At 56.4% G+C, this 15,962-nt stretch carries 12 protein-coding genes; 6 read left to right on the top strand and 6 right to left on the bottom strand.

Annotation, left to right across the window (positions count from 1 at the left end):
• Positions 1–107 precede the first annotated feature (107 nt).
• A complete protein-coding gene (locus SFX18_03725) occupies positions 108–1,349 on the top strand; it encodes a glycosyltransferase family 4 protein (protein ID MDX1962237.1) in 1,242 nt (413 codons plus the stop codon).
• A 57-nt stretch (positions 1,350–1,406) separates the two neighbouring features.
• The gene (locus SFX18_03720) at positions 1,407–3,710 is read left to right on the top strand and encodes a hypothetical protein (GenBank protein ID MDX1962236.1); all 2,304 of its coding nucleotides are present in this window, start codon (positions 1,407–1,409) and stop codon (positions 3,708–3,710) included.
• Positions 3,711–3,837: 127 nt separating this feature from the next.
• On the opposite strand, the gene pyk is transcribed toward SFX18_03720, so the two are convergent.
• Complete coding sequence (pyk, locus tag SFX18_03715) at positions 3,838–5,283, bottom strand: pyruvate kinase (protein MDX1962235.1); 1,446 nt, start codon at positions 5,281–5,283, stop codon at positions 3,838–3,840.
• Between the two features lie 291 nt (positions 5,284–5,574).
• On the opposite strand from pyk, the gene SFX18_03710 reads away from it, so the two are divergent.
• On the top strand, positions 5,575–6,150 hold the full coding sequence (locus SFX18_03710) for a DUF6174 domain-containing protein (protein MDX1962234.1): 576 nt from the start codon (positions 5,575–5,577) through the stop codon (positions 6,148–6,150).
• A 17-nt stretch (positions 6,151–6,167) separates the two neighbouring features.
• Here SFX18_03710 and SFX18_03705 read toward each other — a convergent pair whose 3' ends face one another.
• The gene (locus tag SFX18_03705; protein MDX1962233.1) at positions 6,168–6,698 is read right to left on the bottom strand and encodes a type 1 glutamine amidotransferase domain-containing protein; all 531 of its coding nucleotides are present in this window, start codon (positions 6,696–6,698) and stop codon (positions 6,168–6,170) included.
• A gap of 170 nt (positions 6,699–6,868) precedes the next feature.
• Here SFX18_03705 and SFX18_03700 point away from each other — a divergent pair, with 170 nt between their 5' ends.
• Complete coding sequence (locus SFX18_03700) at positions 6,869–7,669, top strand: DUF480 domain-containing protein (protein ID MDX1962232.1); 801 nt, start codon at positions 6,869–6,871, stop codon at positions 7,667–7,669.
• Positions 7,670–7,728: 59 nt separating this feature from the next.
• Here the strand turns inward: SFX18_03700 and SFX18_03695 are convergent, their stop codons facing one another.
• The 3 genes from SFX18_03695 to SFX18_03685 all read right to left on the bottom strand — a co-directional run bounded on the left by SFX18_03695 (position 7,729) and on the right by SFX18_03685 (position 11,541).
• A complete protein-coding gene (locus SFX18_03695) occupies positions 7,729–8,361 on the bottom strand; it encodes a DUF4254 domain-containing protein (protein MDX1962231.1) in 633 nt (210 codons plus the stop codon).
• Between the two features lie 341 nt (positions 8,362–8,702).
• Positions 8,703–9,794, bottom strand: coding sequence for a glycosyltransferase family 9 protein (locus SFX18_03690; protein ID MDX1962230.1), 1,092 nt, complete (start codon positions 9,792–9,794; stop codon positions 8,703–8,705).
• A 265-nt stretch (positions 9,795–10,059) separates the two neighbouring features.
• Positions 10,060–11,541: a deoxyribodipyrimidine photo-lyase gene (locus tag SFX18_03685; GenBank protein MDX1962229.1), complete on the bottom strand. Its 1,482-nt coding sequence runs from the start codon at positions 11,539–11,541 to the stop codon at positions 10,060–10,062.
• Positions 11,542–11,841: 300 nt separating this feature from the next.
• Here SFX18_03685 and SFX18_03680 point away from each other — a divergent pair, with 300 nt between their 5' ends.
• A complete protein-coding gene (locus SFX18_03680) occupies positions 11,842–13,398 on the top strand; it encodes a HEAT repeat domain-containing protein (protein MDX1962228.1) in 1,557 nt (518 codons plus the stop codon).
• Between the two features lie 912 nt (positions 13,399–14,310).
• On the opposite strand, the gene SFX18_03675 is transcribed toward SFX18_03680, so the two are convergent.
• The gene (locus tag SFX18_03675) at positions 14,311–14,835 is read right to left on the bottom strand and encodes a hypothetical protein (protein ID MDX1962227.1); all 525 of its coding nucleotides are present in this window, start codon (positions 14,833–14,835) and stop codon (positions 14,311–14,313) included.
• Positions 14,836–15,012: 177 nt separating this feature from the next.
• On the opposite strand from SFX18_03675, the gene SFX18_03670 reads away from it, so the two are divergent.
• Positions 15,013–15,950, top strand: a protein-coding gene (locus SFX18_03670) for an IS630 family transposase (GenBank protein MDX1962226.1) whose coding sequence is annotated in 2 segments (ribosomal slippage) — positions 15,013–15,336 and positions 15,339–15,950 — 936 coding nt in all. Because the reading frame shifts where the segments join, the coding sequence is not laid out codon by codon here.
• Positions 15,951–15,962 lie beyond the last annotated feature (12 nt).

The raw sequence follows: 15,962 nt of genomic DNA, 5'->3' as shown, positions 1-15,962 counted from the left end.
GTGCCGGATTCCCCACCGAAGGGGGATATTCCCCCGTCTGTAAGTTGTGTAATATCTAGCAGTTAGGGCAATACATGACGCCCCGCGAACGAAACAGGAGTCAGAACGTGCGAACGGATTCCCGCCAAGATCGAATTTTGCACATCCTGCCCCAGTTTAGCTGCAGTGGCATGGGGTCCCGGCTTTTAGGCTTATCCCGTGAAGCTACCAGGGACTTTCCCCAACCTGAATTCCTGGCGTGGCGGGGAGTCGGTCCCTGGCGACAGCGATTTTTACAAACGGCACCCACCTGGGCGGCCTGCGATAGAACACACGACGGAACCGCCTGGTGGCGATACGGGCAGATTTTGCGCAAAATACGGCCGGATCTGATCCATTTTTGGGGAGGGACAAATTCACGGGCGATCTGGCTGGCCCGGCAGATCGTTCCGGGTGTCCAAATCATCGCCACCTGCAATCAAGCCACGGAATTGTCTCAATTGGACAAACGCGTCCCCTGGCCGTGGGCAAGATCCTACTTGCCAGATGAAGTGGCTATTGAAAGCGAGTGCCTAGCGGAACGCTACATTTCCTCGGGCCAGAATATTCAACGCTCAGCGGCGTTTTCCGTGCGCGTGATCCCCGCGGCGGCCCCCCCCAGGCTCGACTCCGCAGCAGCTAACCACCAGGCGCACACAGAGCAACGGCTGTTGCTGCGGCAAAAACTGAATATCCCCCCCACGGCCCCGGTGCTGTTGACGGTGGGTCCGTTGACCGCGGAAAAACGAATCGTGGAATTGCTTTGGTCGCTCGATCAAGTGAATTGCGTCCTGTCGGAGGTCTATTTGCTGATTGTCGGTGAGGGTCCCGCGCGAGACTTAATAAGCAAATACGCGCGACTCTTTCACATTGATCAGCGCGTCAGGTTTTTAGATTATCAACCGAACTTGGATCCCCCCCTGGCGGCGGCGGATCTCTATCTCACGGCTGATCCGCAACTAGGACCAAAGCAGGCGATCATGGAAGCCCAAGACGCCGGGCTGCCCATTATCGGCCATGATCAGCCAGAACTGCGCCGACTGTGCCGGCCCGGAGTGGACGCTATTTTGTGCCGCAGCGACATGCGCGCGGAACTGGCCGGCGCGCTTTACCGATTGTTATCCCATCCCGAAAAATACGCGCAGTTGCGTGCCGCCGCCAGCAAGATCGGCGGCTTGCCCCCCCGACAGCAAGCCTGGGAAGCGTACGCCGAAGGTTATTCCCGCCTCTACAAGGAACTGCTGGCGGTTCGGACGATTCCCCTGCATAATCAAAAAAGCCATGTGGAAGGCGCGTACTATCGCCGCGCGGTCCGGGCGCCGTTAAAGTAGTCGGGCAGAGGCCCCGCGCGGCTGCGCAACACCAAATATCCTTACTAAAACCTGGAAATGCCCGCTGGCAGCCTAATAGCTTCGGATCAACGGCCGCTAGGATTGCTGTTGCGGCCCGATTTGCGGTGGCAAGCGTTGCCAGCCCGCGGGGGGGATGTCTGGCAAATGGTCTATGATCCCATTTCCGAACGGCACTGGATTTTGCGCGGAGAAGAAGCACACCTGTGCCAGCTGTTACAGCCGGAAGCGTCCGTCCGGGATTTGCAAAGGGCCTGGGAACGGCGATTTGCCCCGCAAAAACTGACGGCGGAAGCCTTAATCCCGTGGTTGGGCCAATTAGCCCAAGAAGGCCTGGTCAGTTCCACCAAGTCGGGCTTTGTCTCTGAATTACTGCGGCAACGGTCCGAACCCGCGCCGACCGAGCGCGGACCATGGTGGCAAAACATTCTGGCTTGGCGGGGACCGGGGTTTGACCCCACCCCCTGGCTGCAACCGCTGGCCGGATGGGGCCGGGCCTTTGCGACTTCCACCATGCTGGCGGGATTATTGGGCTGTTTAATTCTGGCAAGTATGGCCCTGTGGAAAAATTGGGAAGCGGCGGTGATCGATTCCCAACGATTAACGATCCTTTTGCCCTTGATGTCCTGGGGTGGCTGGCTGGCGCTGTTGGCCGCTGTCAAAGGATTGCACGAGGCGGGACACGCCTTGGTGGCGACCGGACTGGGTTACCCCCCCCGCCGATGCGGAGTCCTTTTGCTCTTGGGCGTGCCGACCCTTTATTGTCAGGTCAACCACCTCTGGCGAGCGCCGCGCGGGACCCGCCTGTGGGTGAATGGAGCGGGGATTTTAGTGGAACTGTGGCTGGTCGGAGGGGGGATTTTATTGTGGAGCGCATTGACCCCCGGACTTATGCGGGATTTGGCGTGGCAAGTCGCGCTCTTGGCCGGTGTCAACACGCTCTTTTTGAACGGAAATCCCCTGCTGCGATATGATGGATACTATTTACTGGCGGACAGCTTGAATTTGCCCAACCTGCGTGAGCAAGCCGCCAGCGTGACCTGGCACGCCGCGCGGGGATTCTTGGGCTATGCTCCCGACTTGCGGGGTCGGGCTTGGTGGCACGCGCATGCCTGGCCCGGCAGAATGTTACTAATCTTATATAGCTTGGCCAGCGCGGTTTACAGGTGGACGCTGGCGTGGGGGATGGTGTGGTTGGTTGGCCAGTATTTAGCTCCACGGGGTATTCGTAGCGTGGCGTGGTTGCTGGGGGGGCTGTTTTTAGTGTTATTTTTAGGACCGCCATTGCAAATGATCGCCAAACTAGCCGCCAGCGAGCAAGCCTCCCCCGCCGCGCAACGCCAGCGGGCCCGATGGCGATTGGCGATATTAGCGGGATTGTTGGCGGGGATCTTATTGATTCCCTGGCCAGTGAGAATATACACCACGGTCTATGTTGAAACCGCCGCCGCGCAGCCCGTGGTCACCAGCGTGGCGGGAAAATTACTTTATAGCGCGACGCCTGGCGAACGGGTAACCGCGGGACAAATTTTAGCCAAACTGGATAACCCCGAATTACGCCAAAGCGTGGAACGGCTGGCGGGAGAATTGCGACAACTGCAACAACGCGCCGATGTGTTAAAACGACAACCCCACGATCCCCAGGCCACAGCGCAGTTGCCTGCGATCGAAACCGCCTTACGGGAAAAAGCCTCGGCGCTCCGGCAAGCACAAACCGAGCAAGAGCGATTGACGATCAAAGCCGACCAAGCGGGGGTTTTGGTCCCGCCCCGCGGCACATGGCCAAAGAACCTTGGCCTTTCAAGTTCTGGCGTGCCCCGCGCGGCCCCTACCGATCACTCCCTGGAATGGCAGGGACTTCCGTTGGATCAGCAAAATTTAGGAGCTTGGCTGCGGGCTGGAACTGACCTAGGGGCGGTCGTTGCGGTATCCGCGGATGATCAACGAATCAAGGCCGAGCTTTGGGGCCTGATCGCCGAGTCCGAAGTCCCCTTGGTCCAGCCAGGCCAAGCCGTGCAGGTCATGCTGGCGGCAGATCCAGGAAAAATCTTTTTGGGCACGGTGGCCGAAATTTCCCACAACCCCACTCGCGATCCCCCTCCCGAGCTGGTACGGCGGGAACGAGCAAAGTTTCAAACAGATGTTCCCTCCCTCGCCGCTAACGAACCGTTCCGGAACAGCCTCGCGCAACCCCTGATCCCCCATTATTATGTGCGAATTGAGTTGGACGCTCCCGCCGGGGAATTGGTGTATGGCCAGACGGGAGAAGCCCGCATGAACGTCGGTTGGCAATCGCTGGCGGAACGGACCAGACGCTGGCTGGTACGGCTTTGGCGGGGGTGAGATTGGTTTTTAGTTGTTGGTGTTTGGTTTTTAGATTTGAGATTTTGAACCCCGCTATTACATGATCCGTTTCAAAAGTTGTGCCAGGTTTTTACACCTCTCCATTACTCCAGCACTCCACCTTCTCCTACGTCACCTCGTGGACGATCGCCATATTATGTCCGCCGGTACCGAGGCCGTGCCCTGCCACCAGGACAATCTTGTCCCCGGTTTTTAGCCGCCCCTGCAGTAAGCCCCATTTACTGACATGTTCGCTAATTTGCAAAAAGTCCTTGGCGTTGACGCCATTGAGCGGTGTAACTCCCCAATACAGGCACATTTGCCGCAAGGTGGATTCGGAATCGCTAACGCCGATGATGGGCGTGGCCCCCCGCAACTTGGACAACGCCAGCGCAGTGGCGCCGGTCTTGCTGGCTGCCACGAGCAGCCGCGCATTAAGTTCCAGCGCGATGGAGTCTGCTCCCCGCACCACCGCCTGAGTGACCTGCAACAACCCTTCTGGCAGCTTATCCGGATCGGGCAGCGTGGATTTGCCCAAGAACGCTTGTTCCGTCGCCTGGGCGATGCGGTTCATCATTTCCACGGCCAATCTGGGGTTTTTGCCGATAGCCGTCTCCCCAGACAGCATGGTGGCGTCGCAGCCATCTAATATCGCGTTGGCCACGTCAGTCACTTCCGCGCGCGTGGGGCGCTTGGAAGTTTGCATGCTGTCCAGCATTTGCGTGGCGCAAATCACCGGCCGCTGATAGCGATGACAAACCGCCACGATTTGCTTTTGCACGATGGGCATGCGGGCCACGTCAATTTCGACCCCGAGATCGCCCCGGGCCACCATCACGCAGTCGGTTGCCTCGACAATGGCCTCCAATTGTTCGAGGGCTTCGGGTTTTTCAATTTTTGCCACGACCTTGGCCTTTGATCCGCGGGTGCGCAAGAGTTCCTTCAGCAGGCGTACTTCCACGGGCGAGCGCACAAAGCTGAGACTGACAAAGTCGATGCCGACTTCGGCCGCCCACACGGCATTGGCCCAATCCTCGTCGCTCATCGAGGGGACGCTGAGTTTTGCGCCTGGCAGATTGACCCCCTGCCGAGAACGGATTTCACCGGACTGCACGACGCGGCAAAGCGCGGAATCGGCGGCTTTTTCCTCCACCACCAAGCCGACGGTCCCGTCCGCCAGCATGACGGCGTTTCCCACCTGCAACTCATCCACCAACGGCTGATACGTGGTGGTCAATTCATGGGGATTGGCGGAAGTCAGCCCCCGCACAAATCGGATTTGCTGCCCTTCACGCAGATCGAGTACGTCATTGGGGATTTCCCCCAAGCGGATTTTGGGACCTGCCAGGTCGGCCAATAAAGCCAGGGGCCGCCCGATGTTTTTGCTGATTTGCCGCACCCAACGGACGACTTCCAAATGCTCATCGCGGCTGGCGTGGGCCATATTGAGGCGGAACACATCGACCCCGGCCTGGACCAACTCGGTTAGAAGCGCTTCGCTCCGACAGGCGGGACCGACGGTGGCGACAATTTTTGTGCGGGTTTGGATCAAAGGCAGTATCCCCGTACTCATAGTTTCCGTTCCTTACCAAAAAAATATGCGGATAAACGAGAGACAAAAAAATGTCTGCCACTTCGTGACCACGATGGTCGAATGTGATGAACAATCCGTGTGTGCCGCCAGGCGCGTTGGGGGAATAGAGTGCGCGGCGGAGGGGCGGGGTATTTGTGATTCGCCAAAATACCGCGCACCTAGTATCATCAAACTACCTTCTTGCACGAAAATTCGCGAGAGGAAGTTTGCTTTTTATCCAAGTTCTTTCTTGTCTGGGGGATAGTCCCGCCACTATTAGTAAAATTTATCATGCAAAGCACAAATGATCCTGACAATTCACGAATAACTCCCCCTTCCCGTGTCACGATTAGCCAGCGGTGGAGGTTTTGGGCATTGATACTTGTGTGCGGGGTGGCGGGAGCGTTATTTACCGGCTGGATGCTGCGGCCCCCCCGTTTGCCAGAACTTACCCGCGCGCAACTGAACCAAGCCCGCCAATTGTGGGAAACCCGCAATCCGGCGGCTTATACGCTGGAATTGACCGTCACAGGCACACAAGCGGGAGAATATCAAACCCGAGTCGCAGGGGGGAAGCCCGTTTCCGTCACTCGCAATGGCCAGGAACTGCGTCGCCACACCTGGGAATACTGGACAGTGGGGGGGCTACTGCGCGTGATCGACGACGAGCTATCGGCTTTTGCCCCTCCCGCTGTCCCTCCGCCGCACAACGCGGATAAAGACCTTGATCAGCCCGCAGCGAACATCGTCATGCGGGCCACGTTTGATCCCCAGTGGGGTTTTCCGGCGCAATACCAGCGCACTGATTGGAGCACCGGGCGGGAAATCCAGTGGCGGGTCACCAAATTTGCGGTGGATCCCCCCTGAGCGCAGTGATTAGGCTGCTACCCCTTCCCCAGCATGACCTGTAAAATTCCCTGGCAAAATTGGGGCAAATCGTCGGGCTTGCGGCTGCTGACAAAGTTGCGATCAATCACGACCGGCGCGTCCTGCCAGATCGCGCCGGCATTGATTAAATCATCCTTGATTCCCAGCGACCCCGTTACCCGCACACCGCGGTACACACCGGCGGAGATGGGAATCCACCCCCCGTGGCAAATCGCGGCAACCAGCTTGCCGGCGGTGGCAAATTCGCCCGTCAGGGCCAAGACCTTGTGATCGCGGCGCAGCTTATCCGGGCTAAATCCGCCAGGTATGACCAGCCCATGAAAATCCGCGGCCACCATATCGCCAAGGGCGGCGTCCGACTTGCAGGGATAACCATGCTTTCCTTGATAAATATGATTTTCCCTGGGGCCCGCCAAGGTCACATGCGCGCCTGCCTCTTCCAGTCGCAGCTTGGGATACCACAATTCCAGATCTTCATAAATGTCATCCACAAACATCAAAAAACGTTTGTCGAGTAGTGGCTGCATGGCAGGTCCAGGTAAAAAAAGTAGCCGCAACTTTCCCGTAGTCCCCATTTATCTTAACAAACAGTCCCCGCTTTGGTAGGCGGTAATTTACTGGGCAAAATCCAACTATTTTGATACAGTAAAACTTCCTTGACATTCCACCTTTCGTTGTTCCCCTAGGGCCCGCGCGTATGACTTCCGGAGAATCCCCCGCCGCAAAGTGGAAACCCCTGAACGCCATCGATCGGCGGGTCTTGGGCGTGCTGATCGAAAAAGCCAAAACCACGCCCGACCAATATCCGCTGTCGCTGAATGCGCTGATCACCGGCTGCAACCAAAAATCCAACCGGCATCCCATCATGGATCTGGACGAAGAAGCGGTGATCCGTGCTGTCGATCGCCTGCGCTCGATGGCGGTCGTTGCCGAAGTCCAGGGAGGGGGTCGCGTTCCCCGGTACAGGCATTATGCCCACGAGTGGCTCGGTGTCGACAAGGCCGAACTGTCGATTATGACCGAGTTGCTTTTGCGCGGCTCGCAAACGTTGGGCGAATTGCGCACGCGGGTCAGCCGCATGGACAACATCCCCGACCAAGAAGCCTTGGCGGGACATCTGGAAAAACTGCGGCTGCGTAAACTGCTGGTGGAACTGACCCCCGCCGGACGGGGCCAGGTGGTCACCCATAACCTGTACGACGCCGCCGAACTAGAAAGGGAACGCGCCTCATTGGGGGCCGTGCGGGCGAGTGAGATCGATGGGGGCGGCTCACCTTTCCGGCAAGCGGCGCATGATCGCGACGATCTTAGCCAGTCCCCCTCGGCGGGCAGAAACGTCGCCGCGGCAGAGTTGGCTCCGTCAGCGGACTTGGCCCAGCTATCCACCCTGCGCAATGAACTGGCGGATTTGCGCGCCGAGTGCGCGCAACTCGCCCAGCGGCTAACCGCCGCCGAGCAGGAAATTTCCGACTTAAAGCAGGCCTTAGGCGGAATGTAAAAAGGGAGGTTCCCCCCGGCTATTTATCCTTTGCCAAAGGCGCGCTGGACAAACCACGTTTATGCCGCCGCCCGTTTGTACAAGTAGGGATTGAGCGTCGGGTCGTTGTACATCTTCATTTGACGGTACAGCTTTAGTCGTTTGCGGCCGGTTTGCAGGTCCGCCAGTAGTTCCGCCAAAGCCGTCGTCAGATCGTCGTGCTGATTATGCAGGATGCCCAACCGATCTTGGGCCTTCGCGACGTGTTCACTCGTCGCGTCCGCGCGGTCGGCTTGTTCCTGCATGTGGTAAATCCGCAGCGCCAAAATTGAGAGCCGGTCGATGATGCTGCCTGGCGTTTCCGAGTTATGCCGGGCCCCTGGTTGCGGCGTGATGCCCCGCTCTTCCAACAGCGCTTTGAGCATGTCATCCAGCCGCTCGATCGCGTCGTTGCGCTTTTGGTTCAGCTTATCGATCGCGCGCTTAACCGCGGCGATCTCCAGATCCGACGCGGACGAGGAACGGGCTTTGTCTTCCTCGTGCCACAGCAAAAAATTGTATTTGTGCTGCTCGCAAACCTGAAACAAAAAATCACGGTGCGTATTTTCCAACGCTTGATGATGCCACAGCTTTACCGTGGTGGCATGCAGTGATGTAATCAAACGCACATCAATCAAACTTAACGAACGCGAACGCGAAATCATCGTGGGCATAATAACTATGGGAAATAACCCTGGTCCGCCAGTGCGGCTGCCAGTGAATGGGGAATGGCCAAAAATTGGAGCGGGATTGTAAGAAAAACTTCCCCTCCCTGACAAGAGAAACTAGGAGGAATACGGAAATTAGGAAAGGAAAAAGCAGGGTGGATTTAGCCCGTAACTCACGTTAAGCACAAAAAGCAAATTTCGTTAACTTTGCTACCTTTTATAGAAACGAATCGGCTTGGATGTGCACAGGATAAAACGGAGATAGACAGGATAGCCGGAATAACAGCTAAGCTGCCTTCGTTAACTGTTGTTACAAGCTTTTTCTTAACTAAGAATTCTCGCTAACTTCATGCGGCGATTGGTTTTATAGTGGCCTCCACCGCCAATAACTGCTGACACGCCGCCATGACGTCCGTCACTTGTATTGCGCGGATCGCCGCATCGTCGGCATGACGCCTTTCCCGGCTAGAACCAATGAGCCTAGTCTTTTGCAATGTGATGTGACCCGTGCCATAGGGGCCATTGCGCTGGCCATCGCTGGGCCCAAAAAGCGCGACACAGGGGGTTCCTGCAGCTGCCGCCAAATGCAGTGGGCCTGTATCGCCGCTGATCACCACGGTTGCCAGGCGCGCCAGTTCGATAAACTCCTGCAGGTCCGTTGGCGGTGCCAGCACCGCCGCTCCGGCCGATTCCCGCGTGATTTCCGTTGCCCAGCCCTGCTCTTCGCCAGGTGCCCAGGCAATAACGCTTTTTAGGTCAAAACGACTAGCCAATTCCCGGGCCACGGCGGCAAATCGCGCGCGGGGCCAACGCTTTGATCCCCAACCCGCCCCTGGATTCAAGAGGGCAAAACGGGGGGTAACGAACGCATTCTTAACTTGCGTTACGCCAGAAGGTGTGAGCCGCGACTGCAAATATGCGGACATGCTCACGGCCGCCGCTTGATCGTGCGGCAACTGAAATTCCACTGGCGCCGGGTCAATGCCCAACGGCTGCAGCAATTGCAAATTTTTATCCACCACGTGCGTGATGGAGGAAGCAACTTTATGCGTGTTGAGCCAGGGACTGAGTTCCCGCCCTTCGGCACCCGCAAATCCGATCCTCGTACGGCAACCGCTTAGCCACGCCACCGCCGCGCTTTTGGTCAAACCCTGTAAATCCAGCGTCAAGGTTGGTTCAAACGCCCGCACCAGGTGGCGCAAATGCCAGATTTGCCCGGGACTACGATACCAACCGCGGGGAACGGCCAAAACTTGATCAATCACCGGATGCCGCTGTAATAGATTGGCCGTCCGACCCTCCACCACCCAACCGATGTGACAGGCGGGAAACGCCCGCCGCAAGGCACAAGCCACCGGCAGTCCATGCACGCAATCGCCAATAGCGCTGAGCCGCACGATCAAGAATCGGGGTTGCGGGGGTAGGGAAATTGATAGCATGGGTTTACGAATCTATGCGGCACGGGCCAAGGCTCGATCGCCATAAAGTGTCTTTGAATGGATGGCGGACAACGCCATGAATCGGGCTGTTGGCTCGTTCTGGGATATCAATATGTACGTCCCTGCAAACGTTAAAGCGAGTAAATAGCAAATTCAGCGAATTTAGGCAATTTCAATTTTTTGTAGGTCGGATCGTGATCCGACAATCCGAAAACATAAAATACGTCTCACAGAAATTACATTTGGCGGAACTACTGTACGGCTGTTACTTTTCGGCACTTATCGTTGCCAATGCGGCCAGGGCGGCAGTTCGCGCGGCGCTATGATCGACAATCGGGTGGGGATAGGTCTTTCCCAACGTTACTCCGGCGGTGGATAGGACCCCTGCTGGAGCCTCCCAGGGGCGATGCAACCACTCATCGGGAAGTTGGGCCAGTTCGGGTACATATTGCCGCACATAGTGCCCCGCCGCGTCAAACCGCTCACCCTGGGTGATCGGATTAAAAATACGAAAATACGGGGCCGCGTCCGCACCGCAACCGGCGGTCCATTGCCAGCCCAATGTATTACTAGCCAAGTCGGCATCGACCAGCGTATCCCAAAACCATTTGGCTCCTTCTTGCCAAGAGATCAAAAGGTCCTTTACCAAAAACGAGGCGGTAATCATCCGCACACGGTTATGCTGCCAGCCTATTTGCCATAGTTGCCGCATCCCGGCGTCGATGATCGGGTAGCCGGTCTGGCCGCGCTGCCACGCGCGCAATTCGGTTTGGGCCTGCTGCGGATCTTTCCACGGAAAATTTTCGTATTGGGGACGCAGGGGCCGCAAGTCGGTATGCGGAAAATGATACAACAGGTGATAGCCAAACTCCCGCCATACAAGTTCCTTGAGGAAATGCTCGGCCTGCGCGCCAAACAAGGTTTTGGCGCCCCCTTGTTCGCGGATCATCCCCCAGATCTCATGCCAAATGGATCGCGGGCTGATCTCGCCAAAGTGCAGGTGCGGCGATAACCGCGACGTGGTTGCTTCCCCTGGAAAGTCCCGCGCGTCCTTATATTCATTGAGGCAGTTCTCGACAAAGCGGTTGTATTGGGCCGTCGCCCCCTGCTCTCCCGGTTGCCAGGCGGCATAAAACTGACGATCCCAGGGAATGCGCGGGAGCAAATTTAACTCTTTAAGGGGCAGGCTCTTTGGCCAATCAACGGGCGCGGGAAGCGCGTTGGGCGCAGGCGTGGCTAGCGGCGGCGCGGCGCGGGCGACGCAGTGCTTCCAAAAAGGCGTATAGACCTGAAACGGTTTGCCCTGCAGATTGGCCACCTCAAACGGTTCAAACAGCAAGCTCGCGTTAAAACTTTCCGCCTCTCGGCCCACCCCTCGCAGCTCGCTCTTAATGGACGAGTCACGCTCAATGATCTCCTTTTCGTAACGGCGATTCCAATAAACGGCCGCCGCGCCGGTGTCAGCAACTAATTCTTGCAAAATAGTCAAGCTACTCTGTCCCGTGGAGCTATCCACCCGGCGAATCACCAGCCGCGAGCCGCGGGCTTGCAACTCTCGCTCGAGCGCGGCTAACGAATGATGCAGCCACCAGCGGCTGGCCCCTCCCGGCTGCCAGGGGGCCTCTTCCTCAGGCGCCCAAATAAACACCGGAACCACCGGGCCCCCCTGCTCGCACGCGGCAACCAACGCGGGATTATCCGCCAAGCGCAAATCCAAGCGAAACCAGACTATCGTGGGCGCAGGCATGGGTGCAGAGTGGCTGGGGTGCGGGTGGACGGGGGGTGCGTAGTGCGCACGCGGAAAGCCGCGACGCGCAGCGGAGCAATAAAAACGGCAATTTCTTTGACTGTAGGAGGGGAATTCGTCGCCGAACAGGGGCTAGGATGGAGTTTGGTTTCTGGTTTTTGATTTTTGGCAGTGTAGTTCAATCGACAATGCTGCCTACCTAATTCGTAATTTGTAATTTGTAATTCAGTATTCCGCGCTGCTACAATCAGGAGCGATTCATCGAATTTACTGCTGCTGTTTTCGCACAGGATTTCTGGCATGCGGATCGCTTGGCGGATAGTTATCTTACTCGCTGCGGCAGCCTTGTGTGCGCTCGCGCCATTATCCATATTTGCCGCTTCCCCCGCCGCGCAGGCTCCCTGGCAGCAGCAAGTGCTTAAAACCTATGACATCTCGGGAAAGCCCGCGGATTTGCTAGCCCGGCTGGAAACGCGGGTTATGACCGCGGACAAAGCAGCGGAAATAGAGCAGGCGATCCAGGATCTGGGGAGCGGGATTTTTGACCAGCGAGAAGCCGCGACCAAAACCCTGCTTTCCGCGGGCGCGCTCGCGCTGGGCCGATTATATGACGCGGCCAAATCCCCCGATGCCGAGGTAACCTACCGGGCCAAACTGCTTATTAGCTCCATAAAATCCGGAGAGAACCGCCAGGTTGATGAATTGCAGCTAAAAGCCGTCTTTCGCGAATTGGCCCTGCAACGCGTCCCCGGCGGAACCCCGCGGGCTATTCTGGTTTTTCCCAATCTCGAGTCCGCCAGCCTCCGGCGGGCCGCCCAAGAGACCATTTATGAATGCGCCCAACCCGCCGACCTGCCCCTGCTAGAAAAAGCCTGGCGCGGCCCCCCCGAGGAACTGCGCGCCGCGGCCCTGGTGGGCCTGTGCAAATTATCCCGGGAACAAAACTTGCCGCTGGCAGAAGCGGCCCTGGCGGACTCCAGTGCCGAGGTACGACTGGCCGCCTGCCGCGTGCTGTGCAATTCGCAGCCGCGGGCTTGCCTGCCGGTCCTGGTGGAACTGACGGCCACCGCCGACCAGGAATTCAAGCAGGAAAGCCTAAAATTTTTGACGCTGATGATTGGGCATCAGTTTTCCCGCTTAAAAAGAAATCAATCGGCGGAAGCCTGGGGCCGGGAAATCGCCGAGTTGACCGCCGCCACCAAATTTCTGCAACTGCCGGACCAGCAACGTTATTTTTGGGGAAATGTGGCCGCTTTTGTCGAGGAATTTCAACTTGACCAGACAATCGAAAAAAAATACGGCCTGTTTGAGTATCTTTCGCCGATCCCCACCACGGCCAAAATTGTCGATGGGCGGCTGCGGCTGTTTGGCGATCATCCCGAGACCGACCAACGCCTGATGATCACCGCGACCGACCTGTTTGGCGGGGTGGAGTTGCCGACCAACAGCCGCGTGCGGGTGGAACTAGGGGGCGAAGAACATAGCAACGGGGCCTGGCACTGCGCGGTGGCGGTCGGCAACGCCAAATTCTTATTTCATCCGGGTCAGGCCGGGGGGTTGTTTCGGGTGGAGCGGGATGATTCGCATCATTTCCTCAGCGAAAATGTCGAGATGGGCTTTACGCCCGCGCCGAATGTGCTGCACGAAATGACGCTCGAGATCCGGCAACTCAAGGACCAAGAGGTTAAATTTTTGATTAGCATCGAAGAGGGAAACGGCAGCGGCAAAATCTTTACGCACGAAATCGTGCTAGAACGGGAAATCACCGGCCCCTTGAGCCGCATCATGCTGATCCGTAGCGGTCGAACCGGCGGCGCGGCGCTGTTTGACCATTTGCAAATCGAGGAACTGCCCTAGGAGGGGAGATGGGAGGCGGGAGAGGGCTGGGGACAAAGTAAGAATTCAGAATGAAGAAGTCAGAATTACTGCAATTGAATTCTGCCTTCCGCATTTCTCCCTCTCCCGACAGTGGCTTCCCATTTGTGATAACGTCTTATCGGGAGAGGGCCGGGGTGAGGGAAATGGATAACTGGTTTTGAGGTGTGGGTGTGGTTGCATGCCTACCAAGATAATGGTGGGGTGGCACTTTCGCAGTTTCCCTTTTCAGCTAGCCTTCGCCCTGTTCTTGCCGGTTCCATTTTCCTTGCTCCAGACCTATCCATTATGACAAACATGGTGTGCCACTGTCGTTCCGACAGTGCTAGCCAAAGGGCCTGCAGTAACTACTAGCTAGGAAATTTATAATCGAAATTTTTCCGAAGTATCGTCCGTTTCAATTCATCAAGCTCACGTCTCAGCACTGGCGGGACGCCAGTGGCACTCGACAGTGTTTCAAGATGGCCAACTTGCTTGGCTGTTCCTGTGAGTGCAAGAAAATAGCTGTCAGCAAGAACAGGGCAAGGCTATAATAAAATATAGAAATCGTCAGTGCCACCCTGCGGGAGAAGGGTTGTCTTCCCCCTCTCCCGATTGCGACGTTCCCTATTAATAAAATCTTCTTATCGGGAGAGGGCCGGGGTGAGGGGACAGGAGTATGGAAGAATGGTTTTTGGTTGCTGGTATTTGGTTTTTTGGCCACATCCATCGCGGGTGGCCCAGATGGCTTGTCAACCACGGCGGCGCAGCCGCAAGAGGGAATAAAAAGGGGAATAAACCTTGATTGAGGTTTCTACCCTCTCACAACTCCCTCTGGTCGCTGCGCGACACCGGTAGGCTGCGCCAACCGGTGCTACCTGCTGCATGAATTTTGGCACAGGGTGCGGCGGGCGGTTATGCGCCGCGTCGCAGTTGCTTAATGTAAGTGTAAACCCAACCAATACATAAGCTTAGCATCATAATCATGCCACCCGAGATCATCGTTTTTACGAAACCCGTTAGGAATGTTTGGGAAATTAGGACAGTGCCATTATACAAAATCTCTTCTTCAACTAAATGGCTCTCTAGGTATGATGATGCATGTGAACCAATAAATACTATATATAGTTGAAGTAATGGCAATACTTGTGTTGCCGCGACCAATTTGCCTCCAATTATCAGCCATGCTCTAAATCGTGGTTTTTGAAAGCACACATAAGTACCAATTCCGTACAGCAGAATCAGCCCGGCAACTACGCCGAATCTTGCGTAATGATTTGAAAATAACACTCCATCAAAGACTGGAAAAATTGCATTCAGCGCAAATAGAACATTCAATGTCACCCAAATACCTCGACTTCCTAGTGCCTTTACATTCACACTTGAGGAGGTTGAGACATCTGACTGAGGGGCTTCATAAGGATTTGTAAACTGATCCATTTAACTTTCCATGCGTTGCGTAAATAAGTAGGCATAGTTTAAGTGTTCTCAGTGAATCACAAAGAACTAGAGCGCTTTTTAGCTAGCTAACAACTGGCGGAAATCCTTTGCTAGCATCTTTGTTTTTTTTGACCAAATGTGCGTGCCGGGCGTAGAATCCCAAAAGGAGGATTTTCGATGCACGCTTATTCCAATGATTTACGCGTTCGCGTGATGGCGGACGTGGATGCTGGCATGCTGGTCAAAGACGTTGCCATCAAGTTTCGTGTTAGTAAGGATTGGATTTATAAACTCAAACGCCTGCGCCGCGAGACGGGCAGCTTTGGCCCGCGACAACAACGGACCGTACAGCGTGGCAAACTCGACGATGCACTGCCGCAGCTCAAACAACTGGCGGAACGGCATCCCGACGCGACGCTCAAAGAACTACGCGATAAGCTAGGCCTCGCCGTCGGCGTGAGTACGCTCTGGCGTGCTCTCCGGCGGCTGAAATTCACCTTCAAAAAAAAGTACTTTACGCTGCCGAGCAACGGCGTGCCCATGTACAGGTTCAACGTCGAGAGTGGCAAGCTCGACAACGTGGGCTACCTCTTGAACGTTTAGTCTTCATCGACGAGACCGGTTTGCGTACCAACATGGTGCGACGGTACGGGCGTGCTCCTTGCGGCCAACGGCTGATCGATTATGCTCCGCACGGCCACTGGAAAACGACCACCTACGTCGCGGCGCTGAGGCATGATCGACTCACCGCGCCGATGGTCGTGGACGGGCCCATCGATACGACGATCTTTCTGGCGTACGTCGAGCAAGTGTTGGCGAAAACGCTTCAGCCGGGCGACATCGTCATCATGGATAATCTTTCCAGCCACAAGTCGCCCAAAGTGCGGCAACTGATCGAAGCGGCCGGCGCGGAGTTGGCTTATCTGCCGCCGTACAGTCCCGATCTGAACCCTATTGAAATGGTTTTTTCCAAGATCAAATGGCTGCTAGCAAGCGCCGCTGAAAGAACGGTCGAAGGCTTGTGGGATAGAGTGGGACTCATCGAAGATCAATTCAAGCCAGCAGAATGTACCCGCTACCTACGCCACTGTGGTTACAATTTGACACTAGCATGAAAAGCGCTCTAG

This window comes from Pirellulales bacterium (genome assembly GCA_033762255.1).
GTDB lineage: Bacteria > Planctomycetota > Planctomycetia > Pirellulales > JALHPA01 > JANRLT01.
Note: the sequence above shows the minus strand (reverse complement) of the source record. Positions and strands in the feature narration are given on the sequence as shown.